The 15,678-nt window shown below is 68.1% G+C and carries 17 protein-coding genes; 11 read left to right on the top strand and 6 right to left on the bottom strand.

Annotated features, from left to right (window positions below; genetic code table 11):
- The first annotated feature begins 414 nt into the window (after positions 1 to 414).
- Positions 415 to 1,545, top strand: a complete 1,131-nt coding sequence (locus ACNQQL_RS11005) for an extracellular solute-binding protein (RefSeq protein ID WP_347064125.1) — start codon at positions 415 to 417, stop codon at positions 1,543 to 1,545.
- The gene (locus ACNQQL_RS11000) at positions 1,542 to 3,323 is read left to right on the top strand and encodes a diguanylate cyclase domain-containing protein (protein ID WP_347064124.1); all 1,782 of its coding nucleotides are present in this window, start codon (positions 1,542 to 1,544) and stop codon (positions 3,321 to 3,323) included. Before ACNQQL_RS11005 ends, ACNQQL_RS11000 begins: the two co-directional genes overlap by 4 nt.
- A gap of 83 nt (positions 3,324 to 3,406) precedes the next feature.
- On the opposite strand, the gene ACNQQL_RS10995 is transcribed toward ACNQQL_RS11000, so the two are convergent.
- The 3 genes from ACNQQL_RS10995 to ACNQQL_RS10985 form a co-directional block, all read right to left on the bottom strand.
- Positions 3,407 to 3,706: a DUF4148 domain-containing protein gene (locus ACNQQL_RS10995; protein ID WP_072438676.1), complete on the bottom strand. Its 300-nt coding sequence runs from the start codon at positions 3,704 to 3,706 to the stop codon at positions 3,407 to 3,409.
- Between the two features lie 266 nt (positions 3,707 to 3,972).
- Positions 3,973 to 4,230, bottom strand: a complete 258-nt coding sequence (locus ACNQQL_RS10990; RefSeq protein ID WP_006478949.1) for a hypothetical protein — start codon at positions 4,228 to 4,230, stop codon at positions 3,973 to 3,975.
- 200 nt (positions 4,231 to 4,430) lie between these two features.
- Entirely contained in the window at positions 4,431 to 4,790 is a 360-nt protein-coding gene (locus tag ACNQQL_RS10985) for a hypothetical protein (protein ID WP_347064123.1), read from the bottom strand.
- A 212-nt stretch (positions 4,791 to 5,002) separates the two neighbouring features.
- On the opposite strand from ACNQQL_RS10985, the gene ACNQQL_RS10980 reads away from it, so the two are divergent.
- Positions 5,003 to 5,899 carry a LysR family transcriptional regulator gene (locus ACNQQL_RS10980; protein WP_072438672.1) on the top strand — a complete coding sequence of 299 codons (897 nt, stop codon included), beginning with the start codon at positions 5,003 to 5,005 and terminating at the stop codon, positions 5,897 to 5,899.
- A gap of 124 nt (positions 5,900 to 6,023) precedes the next feature.
- Positions 6,024 to 6,656: a LysE family translocator gene (locus ACNQQL_RS10975; protein ID WP_072438670.1), complete on the top strand. Its 633-nt coding sequence runs from the start codon at positions 6,024 to 6,026 to the stop codon at positions 6,654 to 6,656.
- Between the two features lie 40 nt (positions 6,657 to 6,696).
- On the opposite strand, the gene yddG is transcribed toward ACNQQL_RS10975, so the two are convergent.
- From yddG to ACNQQL_RS10960, 3 genes are all read right to left on the bottom strand, one after another.
- On the bottom strand, positions 6,697 to 7,647 hold the full coding sequence (yddG, locus tag ACNQQL_RS10970; RefSeq protein WP_347064122.1) for an aromatic amino acid DMT transporter YddG: 951 nt from the start codon (positions 7,645 to 7,647) through the stop codon (positions 6,697 to 6,699).
- Between the two features lie 261 nt (positions 7,648 to 7,908).
- On the bottom strand, positions 7,909 to 8,196 hold the full coding sequence (locus ACNQQL_RS10965) for a hypothetical protein (RefSeq protein ID WP_347064121.1): 288 nt from the start codon (positions 8,194 to 8,196) through the stop codon (positions 7,909 to 7,911).
- A 98-nt stretch (positions 8,197 to 8,294) separates the two neighbouring features.
- Positions 8,295 to 9,980, bottom strand: coding sequence for a metallophosphoesterase family protein (locus ACNQQL_RS10960; RefSeq protein ID WP_347064120.1), 1,686 nt, complete (start codon positions 9,978 to 9,980; stop codon positions 8,295 to 8,297).
- A 323-nt stretch (positions 9,981 to 10,303) separates the two neighbouring features.
- Between ACNQQL_RS10960 and ACNQQL_RS10955 the strand changes: the two genes are divergently transcribed.
- The 7 genes from ACNQQL_RS10955 to ACNQQL_RS10925 all read left to right on the top strand — a co-directional run bounded on the left by ACNQQL_RS10955 (position 10,304) and on the right by ACNQQL_RS10925 (position 15,598).
- Positions 10,304 to 10,603, top strand: coding sequence for a YXWGXW repeat-containing protein (locus tag ACNQQL_RS10955; protein WP_347064119.1), 300 nt, complete (start codon positions 10,304 to 10,306; stop codon positions 10,601 to 10,603).
- A gap of 226 nt (positions 10,604 to 10,829) precedes the next feature.
- Positions 10,830 to 11,597, top strand: a complete 768-nt coding sequence (locus tag ACNQQL_RS10950) for an RNA polymerase sigma factor (RefSeq protein WP_347064118.1) — start codon at positions 10,830 to 10,832, stop codon at positions 11,595 to 11,597.
- The gene (locus ACNQQL_RS10945; protein ID WP_072438661.1) at positions 11,594 to 12,013 is read left to right on the top strand and encodes a hypothetical protein; all 420 of its coding nucleotides are present in this window, start codon (positions 11,594 to 11,596) and stop codon (positions 12,011 to 12,013) included. The genes ACNQQL_RS10950 and ACNQQL_RS10945 overlap by 4 nt, the downstream gene beginning before the upstream one ends.
- The gene (locus tag ACNQQL_RS10940; protein WP_347064117.1) at positions 12,010 to 12,513 is read left to right on the top strand and encodes a periplasmic heavy metal sensor; all 504 of its coding nucleotides are present in this window, start codon (positions 12,010 to 12,012) and stop codon (positions 12,511 to 12,513) included. Before ACNQQL_RS10945 ends, ACNQQL_RS10940 begins: the two co-directional genes overlap by 4 nt.
- Before the next feature lie 243 nt (positions 12,514 to 12,756).
- Positions 12,757 to 14,160 carry a DUF1800 domain-containing protein gene (locus ACNQQL_RS10935; protein WP_347064116.1) on the top strand — a complete coding sequence of 468 codons (1,404 nt, stop codon included), beginning with the start codon at positions 12,757 to 12,759 and terminating at the stop codon, positions 14,158 to 14,160.
- Positions 14,161 to 14,162: 2 nt separating this feature from the next.
- A complete protein-coding gene (locus tag ACNQQL_RS10930; RefSeq protein WP_347064115.1) occupies positions 14,163 to 15,320 on the top strand; it encodes a DUF1501 domain-containing protein in 1,158 nt (385 codons plus the stop codon).
- 59 nt (positions 15,321 to 15,379) lie between these two features.
- Positions 15,380 to 15,598, top strand: coding sequence for a YXWGXW repeat-containing protein (locus tag ACNQQL_RS10925; protein WP_347064114.1), 219 nt, complete (start codon positions 15,380 to 15,382; stop codon positions 15,596 to 15,598).
- Positions 15,599 to 15,678 lie beyond the last annotated feature (80 nt).

The following is a 15,678-nucleotide window of genomic DNA, read 5'->3' as shown; positions in this document are numbered from 1 at the left end:
ACGTGCCGAGCGACGCGAGCGAGAAGCCGCACGACGGCAGCAGGTAGCTCGGAAGCCATGTGATGAAGAAGCGGATCGCGAAGTTCAGGCCGGTATCGTGCTGACGGTCATTTCCGCGAATGGGGCTGACCGACGCAATCGGCGTCGACGGCCGCGGGCAAGTATGTAACGCATGCAATGCGTCGTCATCGAAATGCGAACCGGTTAGCGTCCGGCAACGCGCTTTCTTCTGATCATTCGTCGCCCGGCTTGCCGCGTTCGTGCGCCCGCAACGATTCCGGATCGACACTGCGCCGGGCATGTCGCATGTCTGCATGCGCAACACCTGCCGTGTGCGGCTATTTCCAATTGCGCGCCCATATTTTTTATGGTCTTGTTGCGGGATATCGCATCGACTCGAAAAAGGATGGTCGAATGCAGCCGAGCGATTCATACGGGGTCCGCTTGATCAGGGGAATCGGCGCGCGTACGCGCGCCCGCGGTGCCGTGCGCGCGCTGTTCATCATCCTGACACTGGGCTTGCTTGCGCCTGGCCCGTCGGCTTTCGCCGACTCTCCTGAAACCGTCAACGACAACGTGCTGCGCGTGCTGGCATGGCCCGGCTATGCGGACCGCGACGTCGTCAGCGCATTCGAGGCGCAGTTTCATGTGCGTGTCGAAGTGACGTTCGTCGATTCCGACGAAGCGCTGTGGGCGCGGATGCACGGCGCGGCGCCGCCGCCATACGACGTGCTGGCTGCGAACACGGCCGAAATCCAGCGCTACGCGCACGAACGTCTGCTCGCGCCGATCGACCTGGCGCGCATCCCGAACCGGCGGCGGCAGTTGCCGAACTTCCGGCAGCTCGCGACGATCGGCGGGCTCGTGCAGGACGGTGCGACCTACGCGATTCCGTTCACGTATTCGTCGATGGGGCTGATCTACGACCGCACGCAGGTTTCGGCCGCGCCGCGCTCGATGCGCGAGCTGTGGAATCCGCGCTACCGCGGCAAGGTGCTCGACTTCAACAGCGCGCAGCACAATTTCTCGTTCGCGGCGCTGGCGCTCGGCTATCCCGATCCGTTCCGCCTGTCGCCCGCGCAGACGCTCGCGGTTGCGCGCAAGCTGATCGACCTGCGCCGCAACCTGCTGACGTACTACACGCTTCCCGAAGAGGCGACCGCGCTGTTCATCCAGCATCGAGCGGCGCTGATGTTCGGCAACTACGGCACGCAGCAGGTCGAGCTGTTGCGGCGCGCCGGCGCGGACGTCGGCTACGTGATCCCGGACGAAGGCGCGCTTGCATGGCTCGACTGCTGGGCCGTCACGCGCGGCGCGCAACATGCCGAGCTCGCGTTCGCGTGGATCAACTACATGCTCGAACCGGCGATCGGCGCGCTGCTGACCGAGCGCCAGGGGCTCGCGAACACGCTCGAGCCGCCACCGGGCCTCGACACCGGGCACCAGCATCTCGTGTGGCTCCAGCCCGTCGAAGACATCGCGCGGCGCGAATCGCTGTGGAGCCGCATCGTGTCGGGCGACCGGCCGGAGCGGTTCGACAAATGATCCGGCTCGGGCTCACGTCGAAGCTGTCGGTGCTGCTCGCGTGCATCGGCGTGATCGCGTCCGGCACGACCGGCTATTACGCGTATCGCGCGAACCGCACGATGCTCGTGCAGGAAGCGCAGCACAGCCTGCTGATGTCGACCCAACTGCTCGGGCAGCGCTTCACGACCGCGCTGTCCGACGTTGCCGCCGATGCGCTCGTGCTCGCGCAGTTGCCGTCGTCCGCGCTCGTCGCGGGCAGCGACAATCCGGACAGCGCGCGACGCACGCGGCTCGAGCAGGTGTATTGCAGCTTCATGAGAAATCATCCGGAATACCTGCAGATTCGCCTGATCGCGGGCGGGAATTTCGGGCTCGAACACATCCGCGTCGTTCGCGACGCGCGCGGCGTCGTCGTGCTGCCGGAAAGCGCGTTCCAGGAGAAAGGACAGTTTTCCTACGTATTCGATACGCTCGCGACGGCGCCCGGCCATATCTACCTGTCGCCGATCGTGATCAACCACGAGACGGGTTCGCACGAGGCCGAAGGGCTGCCGATCCTGCGCGTGGGCACGCCGGTTGTCGACACGTCGGGCCAGACGGTCGGCGCGCTGGTCGTCGACGTCGAGCTGTCGCGCGTGGTCGACCGGCTCGAACGCGATCTGCCGGAAGACTATGCGGTGTATCTCGCGAACGAGTGGGGCGATTTCCTCGTGCATCCCGATCCGACGCAGACGTTCGGCTTCGATCGCGGCCTGCGGGTGCTGATGCAGGACCGCTTTGCCGTCACGCGCGCGCTGTTCGACAGCACGCGCACGAGCGTGACGCTCAACGGCCTCGAGCAGCCCGACGACGCGCCGGGGCAGATGTTCGCGTTCGCGCGCACGCCGTTCGGGCACGACGAGGGCAACCGCTTCGTCGTGCTCGGGATGGCGCGTCCGCTTGCCGACGTGCTGGCGCCGGCCGGCATGCTCGGCGGACGGATTGTCCGGATGGTGCTCGTATCGAGCCTGATGGCGGTGATTCTCGCGATCCTGTTCGCGCGCGCGATCACGCGGCCGCTGCAGGCGCTCGCGCGCGCAGCGACACACGTGTTCGACGATCCGGCCGCCGAACAGCTTCCGGTCCGGCGCGCCGACGAGATCGGCGTGCTCGCGCGCTGTTTCGACAGCATGCGTGTCGAGATCCGCACGCAGGTCGCGATGCTGCGCGCGAAGCAGCAGGAGCTCACGCACCTCGCCGGCCACGATCCGTTGACCGAGCTGCCGAACCGCCTGTTGTTCATGGAGCATCTCGATGCCGCGATCCGGCATGCGGCCGCGGTGCACGAAGGGCTGGCCGTGATGTTCGTCGATCTCGACCGCTTCAAGCAGATCAACGACCAGCACGGGCATTCGGCCGGCGACCGTACGCTCGTCGCGGTCGCGAAGCGGTTGAGCCTCGTGCTGCGCAACGGCGACATGGTCGCGCGGCTCGGCGGCGACGAATTCATCGTGCTGATTGCGGACGTGCGTTCACCGGCGGTGATCGGCGATGTCGCGTCGCGGATCCAGATCGTGATGGCGGAGGAGCTGGAGTTCGGCGACCGGCGCGTGGCCGTCGGTGCGAGCATCGGCGTCAGCGAGTTTCCGGCCGACGGCGCATCGGCCGAGGAACTGCTCGTCAAGGCCGACGCGGCGATGTATGCGGCGAAGGCGTCCGCGCAGTGCGCGTACGTGCGCTATCAGGACCTGGTCGGCGGCGGCGCTGCGCCGGACGAAGCCGGGGCCGGCCGCGTCGCATCGGGCGCCGGCCGGTAAAACACGCGATGCAAGCGCAACGAGCCCGTCACGGACGGGCTCGTTGCATGTGCGGACTGCGCGCGGGGCGCGCAGCGGCAGGCTTAGTGGCCGAAGTAGACCGAGTCGCGCGGGCTTTGCGCCTTGGCGGCCGGTGCGCCGCCCTGGACGGTCGCGGCCGGTTGCGCACCGTAGCCGGTATTGTCGGCGGCGCGCACGCGGGCTTGCGCGGCCTGGATGTCGGCCGGGTAGTGCGGGCTCGACAGGCCCGGCTTGTAGCCGGCTTTTTCGAGCTGGACCAGCTCGTTGCGCAACTGGGCGCGGGTCACGGTGCTTTGGGCGAATGCGCCGAACGAAGCGGACAGGGCGACAGCGGCAACGACTGCGGAAACGAGCGATTTCATGATGACCTCCGATGTTTGTCTTGGCTTTCCGCGTTCGACACCATGTCGTAAGCGGTTGATTACATCGTAGGCGTCGGTCGATTCAGGGTAAACGTGGATTTCAGCGAAAGATCGTTGTCGCGGAGGCAATAATCCCGGGGCAAATGTCTTCTGTCCCCATTCAGTATTGCCGAATTTGCAAGGGCGCGGTGATACGGGCGGACGCCCGGTGGCGGGGGAGGACGGCGGAGGTGGAGATGACGCGGGCGGGCCGCGGTGCGGCCGGATCAGACGCCGTCGTCGTCGATTTCCTTGCGCTCCCGGCGTTCCTCGTTGCCGCGGCGCGCGCGTAGGCGCTGACGCGACAGGACGGCGATCACCTGCTGGGTCGGCGCGCCGGACGGCAGTTCGTTGCGGATGCGATCGGGCACCATCGGCAGGCCCGCGCGCTGCCGGCGCAGCGCCTTTGCGATTGCCCGGCGGCATTCGTCCCCGTGGCAATCCCATTCATCGCGGATTCTCTGGCAATAACGGCATTGTTCCATCGAAACAGTCTAACGCGTCTTGGGGAACCGGGCAGCGCGCGGGGCCGAACGGGTCACGCATGGCGCTACCGTCGCGGACGTATCGACGATGTGAAGTTGAATTGGACTGCGAAGCAATCGGGTGAAATGGGTTGCCTGAAACTACAATTCCCCATCCGTCTTCATACGGATTCCTTTCGGAAGAACGGAGCCTGAACGGCTTACCGGAGAGACCAGATTCCCCAGACGGCGATCAACAGGCCAAGGCCGAGTCCGCAGCCCAGCAACACATAGGTTTCCATCTCGTGCCTTTGAAAACGGGGCAGCGCTGACGTCGGCGTCAGCGTGCGGGCAGCAAAGCCGGTCACGTATCGTCGCGCCGTCGGGCGGAGCGATACGCCGGGTCCGCGAATACTGCGCTTTGCAGCTTTCATAACGCATGCGCGATCGATGGCGGTGGGCCGCCGCCATTTCTTGCCCGCGTGCCGGCTATTCGTGTGCGGCCGGCGGGCGCGCGGCCCCGATTCAGGCCGGCAGGTCGTATCGGCAAGCATGAGCAATGCGGCGGTGTGCTTCAACATGGATTCTCGAGCGCCGGCCGGTGCGCATGCAATCGACGCGGCGGATCGAACGTGCATCCTGCCTGCGCGCTGCCGTGGATGTTCGATTCGACCGCGGCGCAGCGCGGGGCATGGCGCACTGCCGTTTGAGATACTGTCGGGGCGGTTCAATATAATTCATGATGCTTCACTGCCTCATGTGAAATTCACATACACCGGAACAAGGAGACCCGATGACGCTTGCCCAGTTGCAGGCACTGGCCGCCGTAGTCGAACTCGGTTCGCTCACGGCCGCGGCCGACCGGCTCAGCCGCAGTCAATCCGCGATCAGCCATGCATTGACCGAGCTGGAGGACATCACGCAGGTCAAGCTGCTCTGGCGGGACCGGCAGCCGGTGGTGTTGACGGCGGCGGGCGAACGCCTGTGGCCGTACGTCCAGAGCGTGGTGCGGGAGGCGCAGCTGCTGCGCCAGCAATTCAGCCTGTCGCGCGGCAAGCTCGAAGGCAAGCTGGTGGTTGCGTCGCTGCCGAGCGTCTCGCTGGCGTTCGTCGTTCCCGCGCTCGAGGCGTTGAAGGAGATGCACCAGGGCGTGTCGGCGGTGCTGCTCGAAGGCACGGACGGCGAAGTCGAAGGGTGGATCGACGACGGTACGGCCGACATCGGCGTGGTGGCCGGCACGAAGACGTTCGCACACACTCTGCCGCTGCTCGACGAGGATTTTGTCGCGGTGGCGCCGGACGGCATGTTCGGCGGCCGCAAGAGCGTGTCTGCAAAACAGTTGTCCGCGGCACCGTTCATTTTCTCGAAGGCAGGGTGCGGGCCGGTGATCGCGGATTACTTCGCACGCGGCGGCGCGCCGCTCCGGGCGGCGTTCAACGTAGTGGAGATGCGCACCATTCTTTCGATGGCGGAGGCCGGCATGGGCGTATCGATCGTGCCGCGCATCACGCTTACGTACACGCCATTCGGCGGCCGCGTGCTGGAACTGTCGCCGAGGTTGCATCGTTCCGTGCGGTTGTCGTGGAACGTGGCCGGCAACGCGGTCACCGACGAGTTCGTGAGGCTCGTCGACGCACAACGCGCCAAAGCCGCGAAAGCGATCCACGCGCGTGCGAAAAAGGGCAGGTAGCTCGGCCGGCTAGATGAACGACGCTCATGGGCGGCTTGCAGTTTATTCATGCCGAGGATGATCGAGATGCAATACAGTGTTCGAACCTCGTCACCCTGACTGCCCTGCCGCGAAGGAGCCTGCCGTGCCGGCTTTGCCCACCCTTTTTGCGTTCGGACTCGTGTCGCTCGGCATGGTGCTGACGCCCGGACCGAACATGATCTACCTGGTTTCGCGCTCGATCTGCCAGGGCCGCCGCGCAGGGCTCGTGTCGCTCGGCGGCGTCGCGCTGGGGTTCGTTTTCTACATGGTTTGCGCGGCGCTGGGCATCACCGCGCTGGTGATGACCGTGCCGTATGCGTACGACGCGCTGCGCTTTTCCGGTGCGCTGTATCTGTCGTATCTGGCGTGGCAGGCGCTGAAGCCGGGCGGCCGCTCCGCGTTCCAGGTCAGGCAGTTGCCGCGCGACAGCCGCGTCAGGCTCTTCACGATGGGTTTCGTCACGAACCTCGCGAATCCGAAGATCGCGGTGATGTATCTGTCGCTGCTGCCGCAGTTCATTTCACCGGGGCACGGCAGTGTGCTCGCGCAATCGCTGGCGCTCGGCTGCGTGCAGATCGCGGTGAGTGTCAGCGTCAACGCGCTGATCGCCTGCATGGCCGGTTCCATCGCGGGTTTTCTGGCGGGGCGACCGGTTTGGGCGTCGGTTCAGCGCTGGTTGATGGGCTCCGTGCTGGCCGGATTGGCGGTGCGTATCGCGCTGGAATCGCGAAGCTAGAGCGGGCAACCCTGCCTCCCGTCGGAAGCATCCCGCATCGTCACCCGGGGCAATTGCCTTCGGCATCCTTCCCGACCCGCACGGGCGCTGCCTTTTCACTGCGTCGGCTGCGCGTCGAGAGCCAGCACAGGATCGATCCGCCGCACACCATCAATGCGCCTTGCCAGAACTCGACCGACAGCGGCGCGCGCAGCAGCGTCGCGGCGAACGCGGCGGCGAGTACCGGCGTCAGGTACGACGCGCCGACGATGATCGTCACGTTGCCGTGCATGATGCCGGTGTTCCACGCCGCGTAGCCGAACCCCAGCGCCGACGCCGCCAGCACGAGATAGATGACCGCGTGAAGGCTGAACGTCATGCCGCCGCCGCCCTCGATCGCGAACTTGATCCAGAGCGCCGCGGCGACCAGCATGAAGAACGGCGTCACGCCGTTCTTGCCGTCGGCAATGCGCGCCGTCACCGTGCAATAGCCGGTCCAGATCAGCGCGCCGAAGAAGGCAAGGCCGTAGCTCAGCGGATTGTCCGCGACGTTGCGCAGCATGCCGGCCGGATCGAGGCCCTGGTCGCCGCCGAGCACCCGGCAGATGCCGAGCATCGACAGCAGGACGCCGGGCACGACCAGCAGGTTGGCGCGCTGCTTGTTGAACACGATGGCCGCGACCAGCGTCAGGCTCGGCCACAGGTAGTTGACCATCGCGACTTCGATCGCCTGCCGGCCGTTGCTCGCATACCCGATCGACAGCGCCAGGCACAGCTCGTACGAGACGAACAGCAGCCCGCCCCACAGCAGGTAGTTTTTCGGGAACTTGCTCAGGTCGGGGAAGCCGATCGAAAACAGCAGAAGCACGGACGCCACCGTGTAGATCATCGCGGCGCCGCCGGTCGCACCGAGGCTTTCGCTGACCCCGCGGACGAGGGCGACCACCGAGGCCCACAACAGCACCGCGCCGAGCCCGGCGAGCGTTGCCTTGTTCTTGTTGTTGCGCTTCATGCTTCCTGCCTGTTTCAACATTCAAATTCGATTTCGGATGATTCGGTTCCGCTCGCGTGTGCCGTCATCGCGAACGGAAAAATCCGGTTGCGGCCGCCACGCGGAGCGGCAGCCGCAACCGGCGATGCAATGCAGCTATTACGCCGGATACGCATAGTTTAAAGGGGCGGAGCCGGGGAGCGGCCGAGCGGCGGACGTTGGCGGGGGAGCGGCCGGGTGCGTGCGGTCGATTCAGGCGCGTGTGCGGAACGCGGTAGCCGGTCACACGTCGTCGACGCGCCACGTCGCACCGATTGCCGACAATGCGCGTCCGATCGCGTCGAGCATCGCGTCCCGCGTCGGCCCGAGCGTCGTGACGAGGAAGAACCCGTGTTCGTCGGTCAACAGGCCGATCAGCGGCCAGTTGCCGGTTTCATCGCGAATTTCAAGCCGTCGTCTGCCGGGATCGACGTCGATGTCGCCATGCGTTTGCCGCAGTGCATCCGCGATTGCATCGAATGCGTCGGCCGACGGGGTCGTGTGGATGCGGTATTCGAAACTCATCTTCATGGGCCGGTGTGCGAGGCACGCAGTCTAACCCGCGTCATGGCACGCCCATTCCTCGATGGCGATGCAACCGGCGCCCGCCGCAGCGGGCGCCGGCCCGATCACCGCTCGTGCCGCTTCTTGCTCAACTCGATCGTCTCGAACAGCTCGTACTGCGCGGTCGGGTGCTGATCGGCGCCCGGCGCGTGGTAGTAGCGCATCGTGATCGTCGTGTGGCCGCCCGGCTTGCCCGGGTCGTGATCGAACACGGCGATCCCGTAACCGGTGCCCGTATCGCGGCGCGCGGACCAGATCGCATCCTCGAGCGCATCGGCCGGCTGGCGCACGAACGTGTTCGGCGCGGTGCCCGGCACCGGCCGGTTCGGCTTCGTGAACACCTTCGCCCGCGCAAAGCCGGTCGACGGGTTCTCGCCGTACACGTCGAGCGGTGCGCTGGTGCCGCCGCCGCCGAGGATCAGGTGGATCGTGCCGTGGCTCGTGTCGAACTTCGTGCGATCCGGGTCGTTCGAGCCGACCGGACGCGGCTGCAGCGTTTCGACCACTTCGCCGGTCGACGCATCGACGCCCGCGCGGTGATTGCAGCCGCGCACCGGGTAGCTGCGCTCGTAGTCGTGATCGTGGCCGCACAGCACGAGGTCGACGCCGTAACGATCGAACAGCGGCAGCCATGCCTCGCGAATGCCTTTGTCGGAACCGTTGCCCGTCTTCGACGAACTGAGCGCGTCCTGGTGCATCTGCACGACGATCCAGTCGATGTCGTCGTCATGCGCCGCATGGCGCAGCGTGTGTTCGAGCCAGCGCGTCTGCTCGCCGTTGCTGTAGCCGCGCACGTAAAACGACGTGCCGGGCTCGATCGGCGGGCGGCCCGTGCTCGCGGCCGGCACGAGCGGCGCGGGGCCGCCAACGAACGCGGCGGCGTCCTGGTACACGACGTCGTCGGCGTCGAGCGATACGAACAGCACCGAGCTCACGCGGAAGCTGTACCAGCGGCCCGGGAAGCGCGTGCCGTTCTCCGGTAGCGTATAGCGCGCGAGATACGAGTCGAGCCCTTGCGGACCGTTGTTGAACTCGATCTCGTGATTGCCGGGGCAGGGCATCCACGGGCGATTCGCGGCCGACGTCTGGTTGTTGTTGCCGAAGTCGCGCCACACCTCGGGCTGGTGCGCGGGGTTCAGGTTCGCGTAGCAGAGGTCGCCGTTCAGCAGGTGGAACAGCGGCTGGAACTGCTCGACGGCCTGCACCGCGAAGCGGCTCTGCGGCGACGACAGCACCCATGCGCCGTTCGGCGTCGCGAGATCGCCGTAGCTCGTGAAGCGGAACGGCGCGCGCCCGCGCGGCGCGGTCGAAAAATTCGCGGCGAACGGCTGCGCGGCGTTGCTGTCGTTGTCGGCCGTGATCTCGTAGCGGTAGCGCGTATCCGGCTTCAGCCCGTGCACGCGCGCGTGGTACGCGAACACGGTTTCGCCGTTCAGGCCGTCGGTGTACAGGCGCTGGACGCCGTGCACCGTGCGCGGCGGCTCGCCGTCGGCGACGATGCGCGCGCGCGGATTGACGGCCGGTGCGAGCGACGCCCACGAGATCACGACTTCGGACGTCGGGTCGTTGCCCCACGTCAGGTGGACCTGTTCGGGCGTGCCGTCCGGATTCGACGCGGCGGCCCGGGCGGCCGCGAGCCCGCCGGCAGCGGTCGCAAGGCCGGATACGCCGGCGAGTTTCAGGAAGCCGCGACGCGACACCGACGCGGCCGGCTCGTTCGGCTGATCAGGGAGATTGTCCTGGTTCGACATGGTCGTAGTTTTCGTTGATGGGGACGCGAAAGGTGGAGCCGCGCGGCCATGCGCGAGCGCGGCCGGGGCGTGGGCCGGAAACGAGCGGGATCCCGGTGACACGCATTGTCGAGGGGCAGTTTTGCCGCGTTGTGACAGCACGGCAAGCTCGTGTATGGCGGCCGATACGCTGGCCCGCGCATCGCGCGGCAGCCGGCCCGCGCCAAAGCGCGTTCGATCCGCCCGAAATTTATTCGCCGATACCGCGACGGATTTCTGTCGCCCGCTCCGTTTAACGCATGAATGGCCGCTTCCGGTCGATGCCCGTTACTTCGGAGTCTTTCATGAAACTTTCTGTTCCATTGCGGTTTGCCGCCGGATGCGTGGCCGCGCTGGCGGCGGCGGCGGCATTCGCGCAGGCCGTGATCGTCGCACCTTACGCACCGCCGGCGCCGCGCGTCGAAGTGATGCCGGCGCCGCGCGCGGGCTACGTGTGGGACCAGGGCCACTGGCACTGGCGGCAGGGCCGCTACGTCTGGATTCCGGGCCACTGGCAAGTGGTGCGCGTCGGTTACCACTGGGTGCCCGGGCACTGGGCCGCGCGCGGCCCGGCCTGGCGCTGGGTGCCGGGCCACTGGGCCTGATGCGCGCGCCGCCGCGCGGAACATCGTGCCGGTGCGGCGGATCCTTCACGCAATGTCATGAGTCGAAGCCATGCCTTTTCGAACCATCGTGATACTGGCGGCCGCGGCCATCGTGCTGGCCGGCTGCGTCGTGGTGCCGGCGCGTCCGGTGTATTACCGGCCCGCGCCGGTCGTCGTATATTGAGCACGCCGGCCGACGGTCGCGTAACCGGCCGACAGGATCGATATGCTGCGCGACACGGATGTCGATGAAACGGACATGGCCGATGCCGTGTGCGACGCCGCGCGCGATGCGCACGGCACCGCCGAACCGTCGGCGTGGCGCCACGCGGCGATGGCCCGACGCATGCAAGGAGAGCACGACGATGAGCTTCAGCCGGGCGGCAGGGCGGCGCAATCGCGCTGCGCGACGGAGCAGGCGGCGTTGAACGATCGCGGCGACCGCGATCCGGACGCGGAACTCGTCGCGCGCGTCGGCGCGCGCGATTCGTCGGCGGTGCGCGTGCTCGTCGCGCGCAAGCTGCCGCGGCTGCTCGCATTGGCGACGCGCATGCTCGGCGACCGGAACGAAGCCGAGGACGTCGCGCAGGAGACGTTCTTGCGAATCTGGAACCAGGCGCCGCGCTGGCGCGAAGGCGAGGCGCGCTTCGACACGTGGCTGCATCGCGTCGTGCTGAACCTGTGCTACGACCGGTTGCGCGGCCGACGCGACGAGCCCGTCGATACGTTGCCCGACGTGCCGGATCCGCAACCGGAGCCGGCCCTGCATGCGGAACTGCGCTCGCGCGACGCGCGCGTGCGGCAGGCGCTTGCCGCGTTGCCGCCGCGGCAGCGGGAAGCACTCGTGCTCCAGTACTATCAGGAAATGTCGAATGTGGAAGCGGCCAACCTGATGGGCATCACCGTCGATGCGCTGGAAAGCCTGCTCGCCCGCGCGAGGCGCAACCTGCGCGCGCAACTGGCCGGCGACCCACCTAGCGAGGACAAGCGATGACACCCGAACGATTTCGCACCATCGTCGCCGCGTACGGCTCGGACGCGCGGCGCTGGCCGGACGGCGAGCGCGCGGCCGCCGAGGCGTGGGCGCGCGCGAACCCGCGCGACGCGCTGCTGGCACTGGACGATGCCGCCGACCTCGATGCATGGCTTTCGTACGACACGGTCATGCCGCCTGCACCGGCGCTCGTCGAGCGCATCGTCGCGTCGGCACCCGCGCCGCAACGCGCGCGACGGCGCGGCACCGTGTGGTGGTCGGGCGCGGCGTTCGCGGGCGTCGGCCTGGCCGGCGCGCTGGCGGGCGCGGTGGCCGTGTCGATGCTGATGCTCGGCAGCGTGCCGACGTCGCCGCACGAGCCGGACTATCTGACGACGACGTTCGGCGGCCCGAGCGTGGATTGGGGTGGTGAATGAGCGAACGTGGCTGGAAATTCATCCTCGTCGGCTCGGTCGTGCTGAACGTGTTCATGCTCGGCGCGATCGGCGGCGGCGTGTATCAGTGGTTCTCGACGCATCGCGACCAGCTTGCGGCAGGCGCGCCCGCGCAACGCACCGCGTTGCGTTTCGCGGCGGACGAATTGCCCGATGCGCGGCAGCGCGAGTTTGCCGCCGCGCTGAAGGCCGCGCGCAAGAACGGCCGCGATTTCGCGCGGGAAGGGCGCGACGGCCGGATCACCGTGCTGGATCTGCTCGCCGCGCCGCAGCTCGATCGCGCGGCGATCGACGCCGCACTCGACCGCACGCGCGCGGCCGATACCGCGATGCGCGTGCAGGTCGAACGCAGCGTCGTCGATTTCGCGGCGACGCTGACGCCCGAAGAGCGCGTGAAGTTCGTCGACGGGTTGCAGCGCAGCGGCAACTGGCGTCTGCCGCCGAGACTGCAGAAAAAGCCGGACGCGCCGGCGAGCCAGTAAGCATCAGGCAGCGCGACACGCGGTATGCGTGTCGCCGATATTCGCGTTCGCTCATGCGCAATGCGTGCACGAGATGAATCGCACGCGCCGTTGCGTGTCGATGACTTGCGCCGTTGCCGTGCATCACCTCCGCCGACTCTCTCGTTCCTCGTTTCTCCGATCCAAAAAATATTTGCCATCCCCGCGACGGATTTCCCTGCATGCCCGCGTTAAACGTGGGTACGCACCGCAAGAGAGCCCGTCATGGACCACCCGAACGACACCACGCCGGCCGCGATCGCGCTGAACCGCTTCGGTCTCGGCGCGCGGGCCGACGAAGCGCCGCCTGCCGACCCGAAGGCGGCGCTGGTCGCGCAATTCGACCGTTACGACGCGCGGCCCGCCGCGTGGGCCGGCGAACCGGACGCGGTCGCGCTCGCGACGCGCTTCGCGAACGCACGCAACGCGATGACGGGCGACGACGCGGCCGCGAAGCGCGCGATCGCGCAATCGATCCGGCGCGACGGCTACGATGCGTATCGCAGCGCCGTCGCCGCCCGGTTGAACAGCGCGCTGAACACGCCCGCGCCGTTCGTCGAACGTCTCGTGCATTTCTGGGCGAACCATTTCGCGGTGTCGGTCGACAAGGGGCAGGTTGCCGCGTATGCGGGCGCGTTCGAACGCGACGCGATCCGCCCGCACGTGCTCGGCCGCTTCGAGGACATGCTCGTCGCCGTCGAACAGCATCCCGCGATGCAGGTCTTTCTCGACCAGGCGCGCTCGGTCGGCCCGGACAGCCCGGCCGCATTGCGCGCGGAAGCGCGCAATCCGTCGGCGAAGCGCGGGCTCAACGAGAACCTCGCACGCGAAATCATGGAACTGCACACGCTCGGCGTGCGAACCGGCTACACGCAAGCCGACGTGACGGAATTCGCGCGCGCATTGACGGGCTGGAGCATCGCGGGCGGACGAGGGCCGCGGCCGGGCGACGCCGCGCCCGGCGCGTTCGTGTTTCGTCCGAAGCTGCACGAGCCGGGCACGCGCACGGTGATGGGGCGCACCTACGACCAGCCGGGCGAAGCGCAGGCGCGCGCGATCCTGCACGACCTCGCGCGGTCGGATGCAACGGGTCGGCACATCGCGTTCCAGCTTGCCCGTCATTTCGTCGCCGACAATCCGCCACCCGCGCTGACCGACCGGCTGGCGCGCGCGTTCGATGCGAGCGGCGGCGATCTGCCGACCGTCTATCGCGCGCTCGTCGATTCGCCCGATGCGTGGTCGCCGGTCAACCGCAAGTTCAAGACGCCGTGGGAGTGGGCCGTGTCGTCGCTGCGCGGGCTCGGCTGGCGCGAGATGGACGATCGGGGCGATCTGAAGGCCGCGCCGCTGCTCGCGCAGCTCGGCCAGCCGGTGTGGCGGCCGGGCTCGCCGGCAGGCTTCGACGATGTCGCCGCGAGCTGGGCCGCGCCCGACGCGCTCGTGCGCCGCGTCGAGATCGCGCAGCGCCTGGCCGCGCGCACCGGCGACTGGCTCGACCCGCGCACGCTCGGCAACACGCTGCTCGCCGGTTCGATGAGCGCGCCGACCGCGGCCGCGCTGTCGCGCGCGGAAAGCGCGACCACGTCGCTCGCGCTGCTGCTCGTATCGCCCGACTTCCAACGGAGGTGAACATGGCACTGTCCCGCCGACAATTCCTGAGCGTTGCCGCCGCCGGCGCAGGCGCGATCCTCGTCGCGCCGCGGATCGTGTTCGCGAACGTCGAGACCGACCGGCGCTTTGTGTTCGTGATCCAGCGCGGCGCGGCCGACGGCCTGAACATCGTCGTCCCGTATGCCGAACCCGCGTATGCGTCGCTGCGCGGCGCGCTCGCGATCGATACGACGGCCGCAATGCGGCTCGACGGCACGTTCGCGCTGCATCCGTCGCTCGTGCAGACCGCGCAGCTATACCGCGACGGACAGGCGCTGTTCGTCCACGCGATCGCGTCGCCGTATCGCGACCGCTCGCATTTCGACGGGCAGAATGTGCTCGAAACAGGCGGCCGCGCGCCGTATCAGGTGAAGGACGGCTGGCTGAACCGGCTCGCCGCGCTGCTGCCGGCGACGCGCGAAAGCGCGATCGCGTTCGCACCGACCGTGCCGCTCGCGTTGCGCGGCACCGTGCAGGCCGCGTCGTATGCGCCGTCCGGTTTGCCGGCCGCGCCGGACGACCTGCTCGCGCGCGTGTCGGCGCTTTACGAGGCCGACGCGCAGCTCGGCCCGCTATGGCAGTCGGCGATGCAAGCGCGCGGCCTCGCCGGCGACGCGCATGCGCGGCAGGATCCGGCGGGCGTCGGCAAACTTGCCGCGACGTTCCTCGCGCGCGACGACGGCCCGCGGATCGCGATGATCGAAACGGGCGGCTGGGACACGCACAGCGCGCAGAACGCGCGGCTCGCGAATCAGCTGAAAGCGCTCGACACGATGCTCGCCGCGCTGCGCGACGGCCTCGGGCCCGCATGGCAGCAGACCACGGTGCTGGTCGCGACCGAGTTCGGCCGCACGGCCACGGCGAACGGCACGGGCGGCACCGATCACGGGCAGGCGTCGGTTGCGATGCTGGCGGGCGGCGCGGTCGCGGGCGGCCGCGTGATCGCCGACTGGCCGGGGCTGCGGCCGGGCGACCTGTACGAAGGCCGCGACGTGAAGCCGACCGCGTCGCTCGATGCGCTGATCTCGGGCGCGGCCGCCGAAAGCCTGCGGCTCGATTCCCGCCGCACCGCGTCCGCGCTGTTCGCGGAAAGCGGCGCGACGCGGCCGATGACCGGCCTGATTCGCGGCGCCGCGTGACGCGGGGCGTTTACGCGCTCGACCCCGCCAACCGATTACACAAAAAGGGAGAATCGAATATGAAGATCCGATCCGTTTCGCTTGCAGTGCTGGTGAGCGCGAGTGCCGCGCTGATGTCCGCGTGCGTGGTCGAACCCGTGCGGCCGCCGCAGCCGGCGCCGCTAGTCGAAGTGATGCCGCCGCCGCCGGCAACCGGCTATCGCTGGGCGAAGGGGCATTACCGGTGGGCCGGCAATCATTGGGCGTGGGTGCCCGGGCACTGGGTGGCCGTGTACTGATCGGGCGGGGCGTTCCGCGCGGTGCGCGGCGCGGGTGCCGGGAAGCGGGCTCGAATCCGCTCGCTGAACGCCGGTGCGAA

Source organism: Burkholderia sp. LFS061, from assembly GCF_047978125.1.
GTDB classification, from domain to species: domain Bacteria; phylum Pseudomonadota; class Gammaproteobacteria; order Burkholderiales; family Burkholderiaceae; genus Burkholderia; species Burkholderia pyrrocinia_C.
This window is presented reverse-complemented; position numbering and strand designations above follow the sequence as displayed.

Bases quoted from the DNA above. Each gene is read 5' to 3' on its own strand.
- yddG (WP_347064122.1), bottom strand. From the start codon at position 7,647: ATGAAGCGCAACAACAAGAACAAGGCAACGCTCGCCGGGCTCGGCGCG.
- ACNQQL_RS10990 (WP_006478949.1), bottom strand. From the start codon at position 4,230: ATGGAACAATGCCGTTATTGCCAGAGAATCCGCGATGAATGGGATTGC.
- ACNQQL_RS10955 (WP_347064119.1), top strand. From the start codon at position 10,304: ATGAAACTTTCTGTTCCATTGCGGTTTGCCGCCGGATGCGTGGCCGCG.
- ACNQQL_RS10945 (WP_072438661.1), top strand. From the start codon at position 11,594: ATGACACCCGAACGATTTCGCACCATCGTCGCCGCGTACGGCTCGGAC.
- ACNQQL_RS10950 (WP_347064118.1), top strand. From the start codon at position 10,830: ATGCTGCGCGACACGGATGTCGATGAAACGGACATGGCCGATGCCGTG.
- ACNQQL_RS11000 (WP_347064124.1), top strand. From the start codon at position 1,542: ATGATCCGGCTCGGGCTCACGTCGAAGCTGTCGGTGCTGCTCGCGTGC.
- ACNQQL_RS11005 (WP_347064125.1), top strand. From the start codon at position 415: ATGCAGCCGAGCGATTCATACGGGGTCCGCTTGATCAGGGGAATCGGC.
- ACNQQL_RS10960 (WP_347064120.1), bottom strand. From the start codon at position 9,980: ATGTCGAACCAGGACAATCTCCCTGATCAGCCGAACGAGCCGGCCGCG.
- ACNQQL_RS10930 (WP_347064115.1), top strand. From the start codon at position 14,163: ATGGCACTGTCCCGCCGACAATTCCTGAGCGTTGCCGCCGCCGGCGCA.
- ACNQQL_RS10985 (WP_347064123.1), bottom strand. From the start codon at position 4,790: ATGTTGAAGCACACCGCCGCATTGCTCATGCTTGCCGATACGACCTGC.
- ACNQQL_RS10965 (WP_347064121.1), bottom strand. From the start codon at position 8,196: ATGAAGATGAGTTTCGAATACCGCATCCACACGACCCCGTCGGCCGAC.
- ACNQQL_RS10925 (WP_347064114.1), top strand. From the start codon at position 15,380: ATGAAGATCCGATCCGTTTCGCTTGCAGTGCTGGTGAGCGCGAGTGCC.
- ACNQQL_RS10935 (WP_347064116.1), top strand. From the start codon at position 12,757: ATGGACCACCCGAACGACACCACGCCGGCCGCGATCGCGCTGAACCGC.
- ACNQQL_RS10995 (WP_072438676.1), bottom strand. From the start codon at position 3,706: ATGAAATCGCTCGTTTCCGCAGTCGTTGCCGCTGTCGCCCTGTCCGCT.
- ACNQQL_RS10980 (WP_072438672.1), top strand. From the start codon at position 5,003: ATGACGCTTGCCCAGTTGCAGGCACTGGCCGCCGTAGTCGAACTCGGT.
- ACNQQL_RS10940 (WP_347064117.1), top strand. From the start codon at position 12,010: ATGAGCGAACGTGGCTGGAAATTCATCCTCGTCGGCTCGGTCGTGCTG.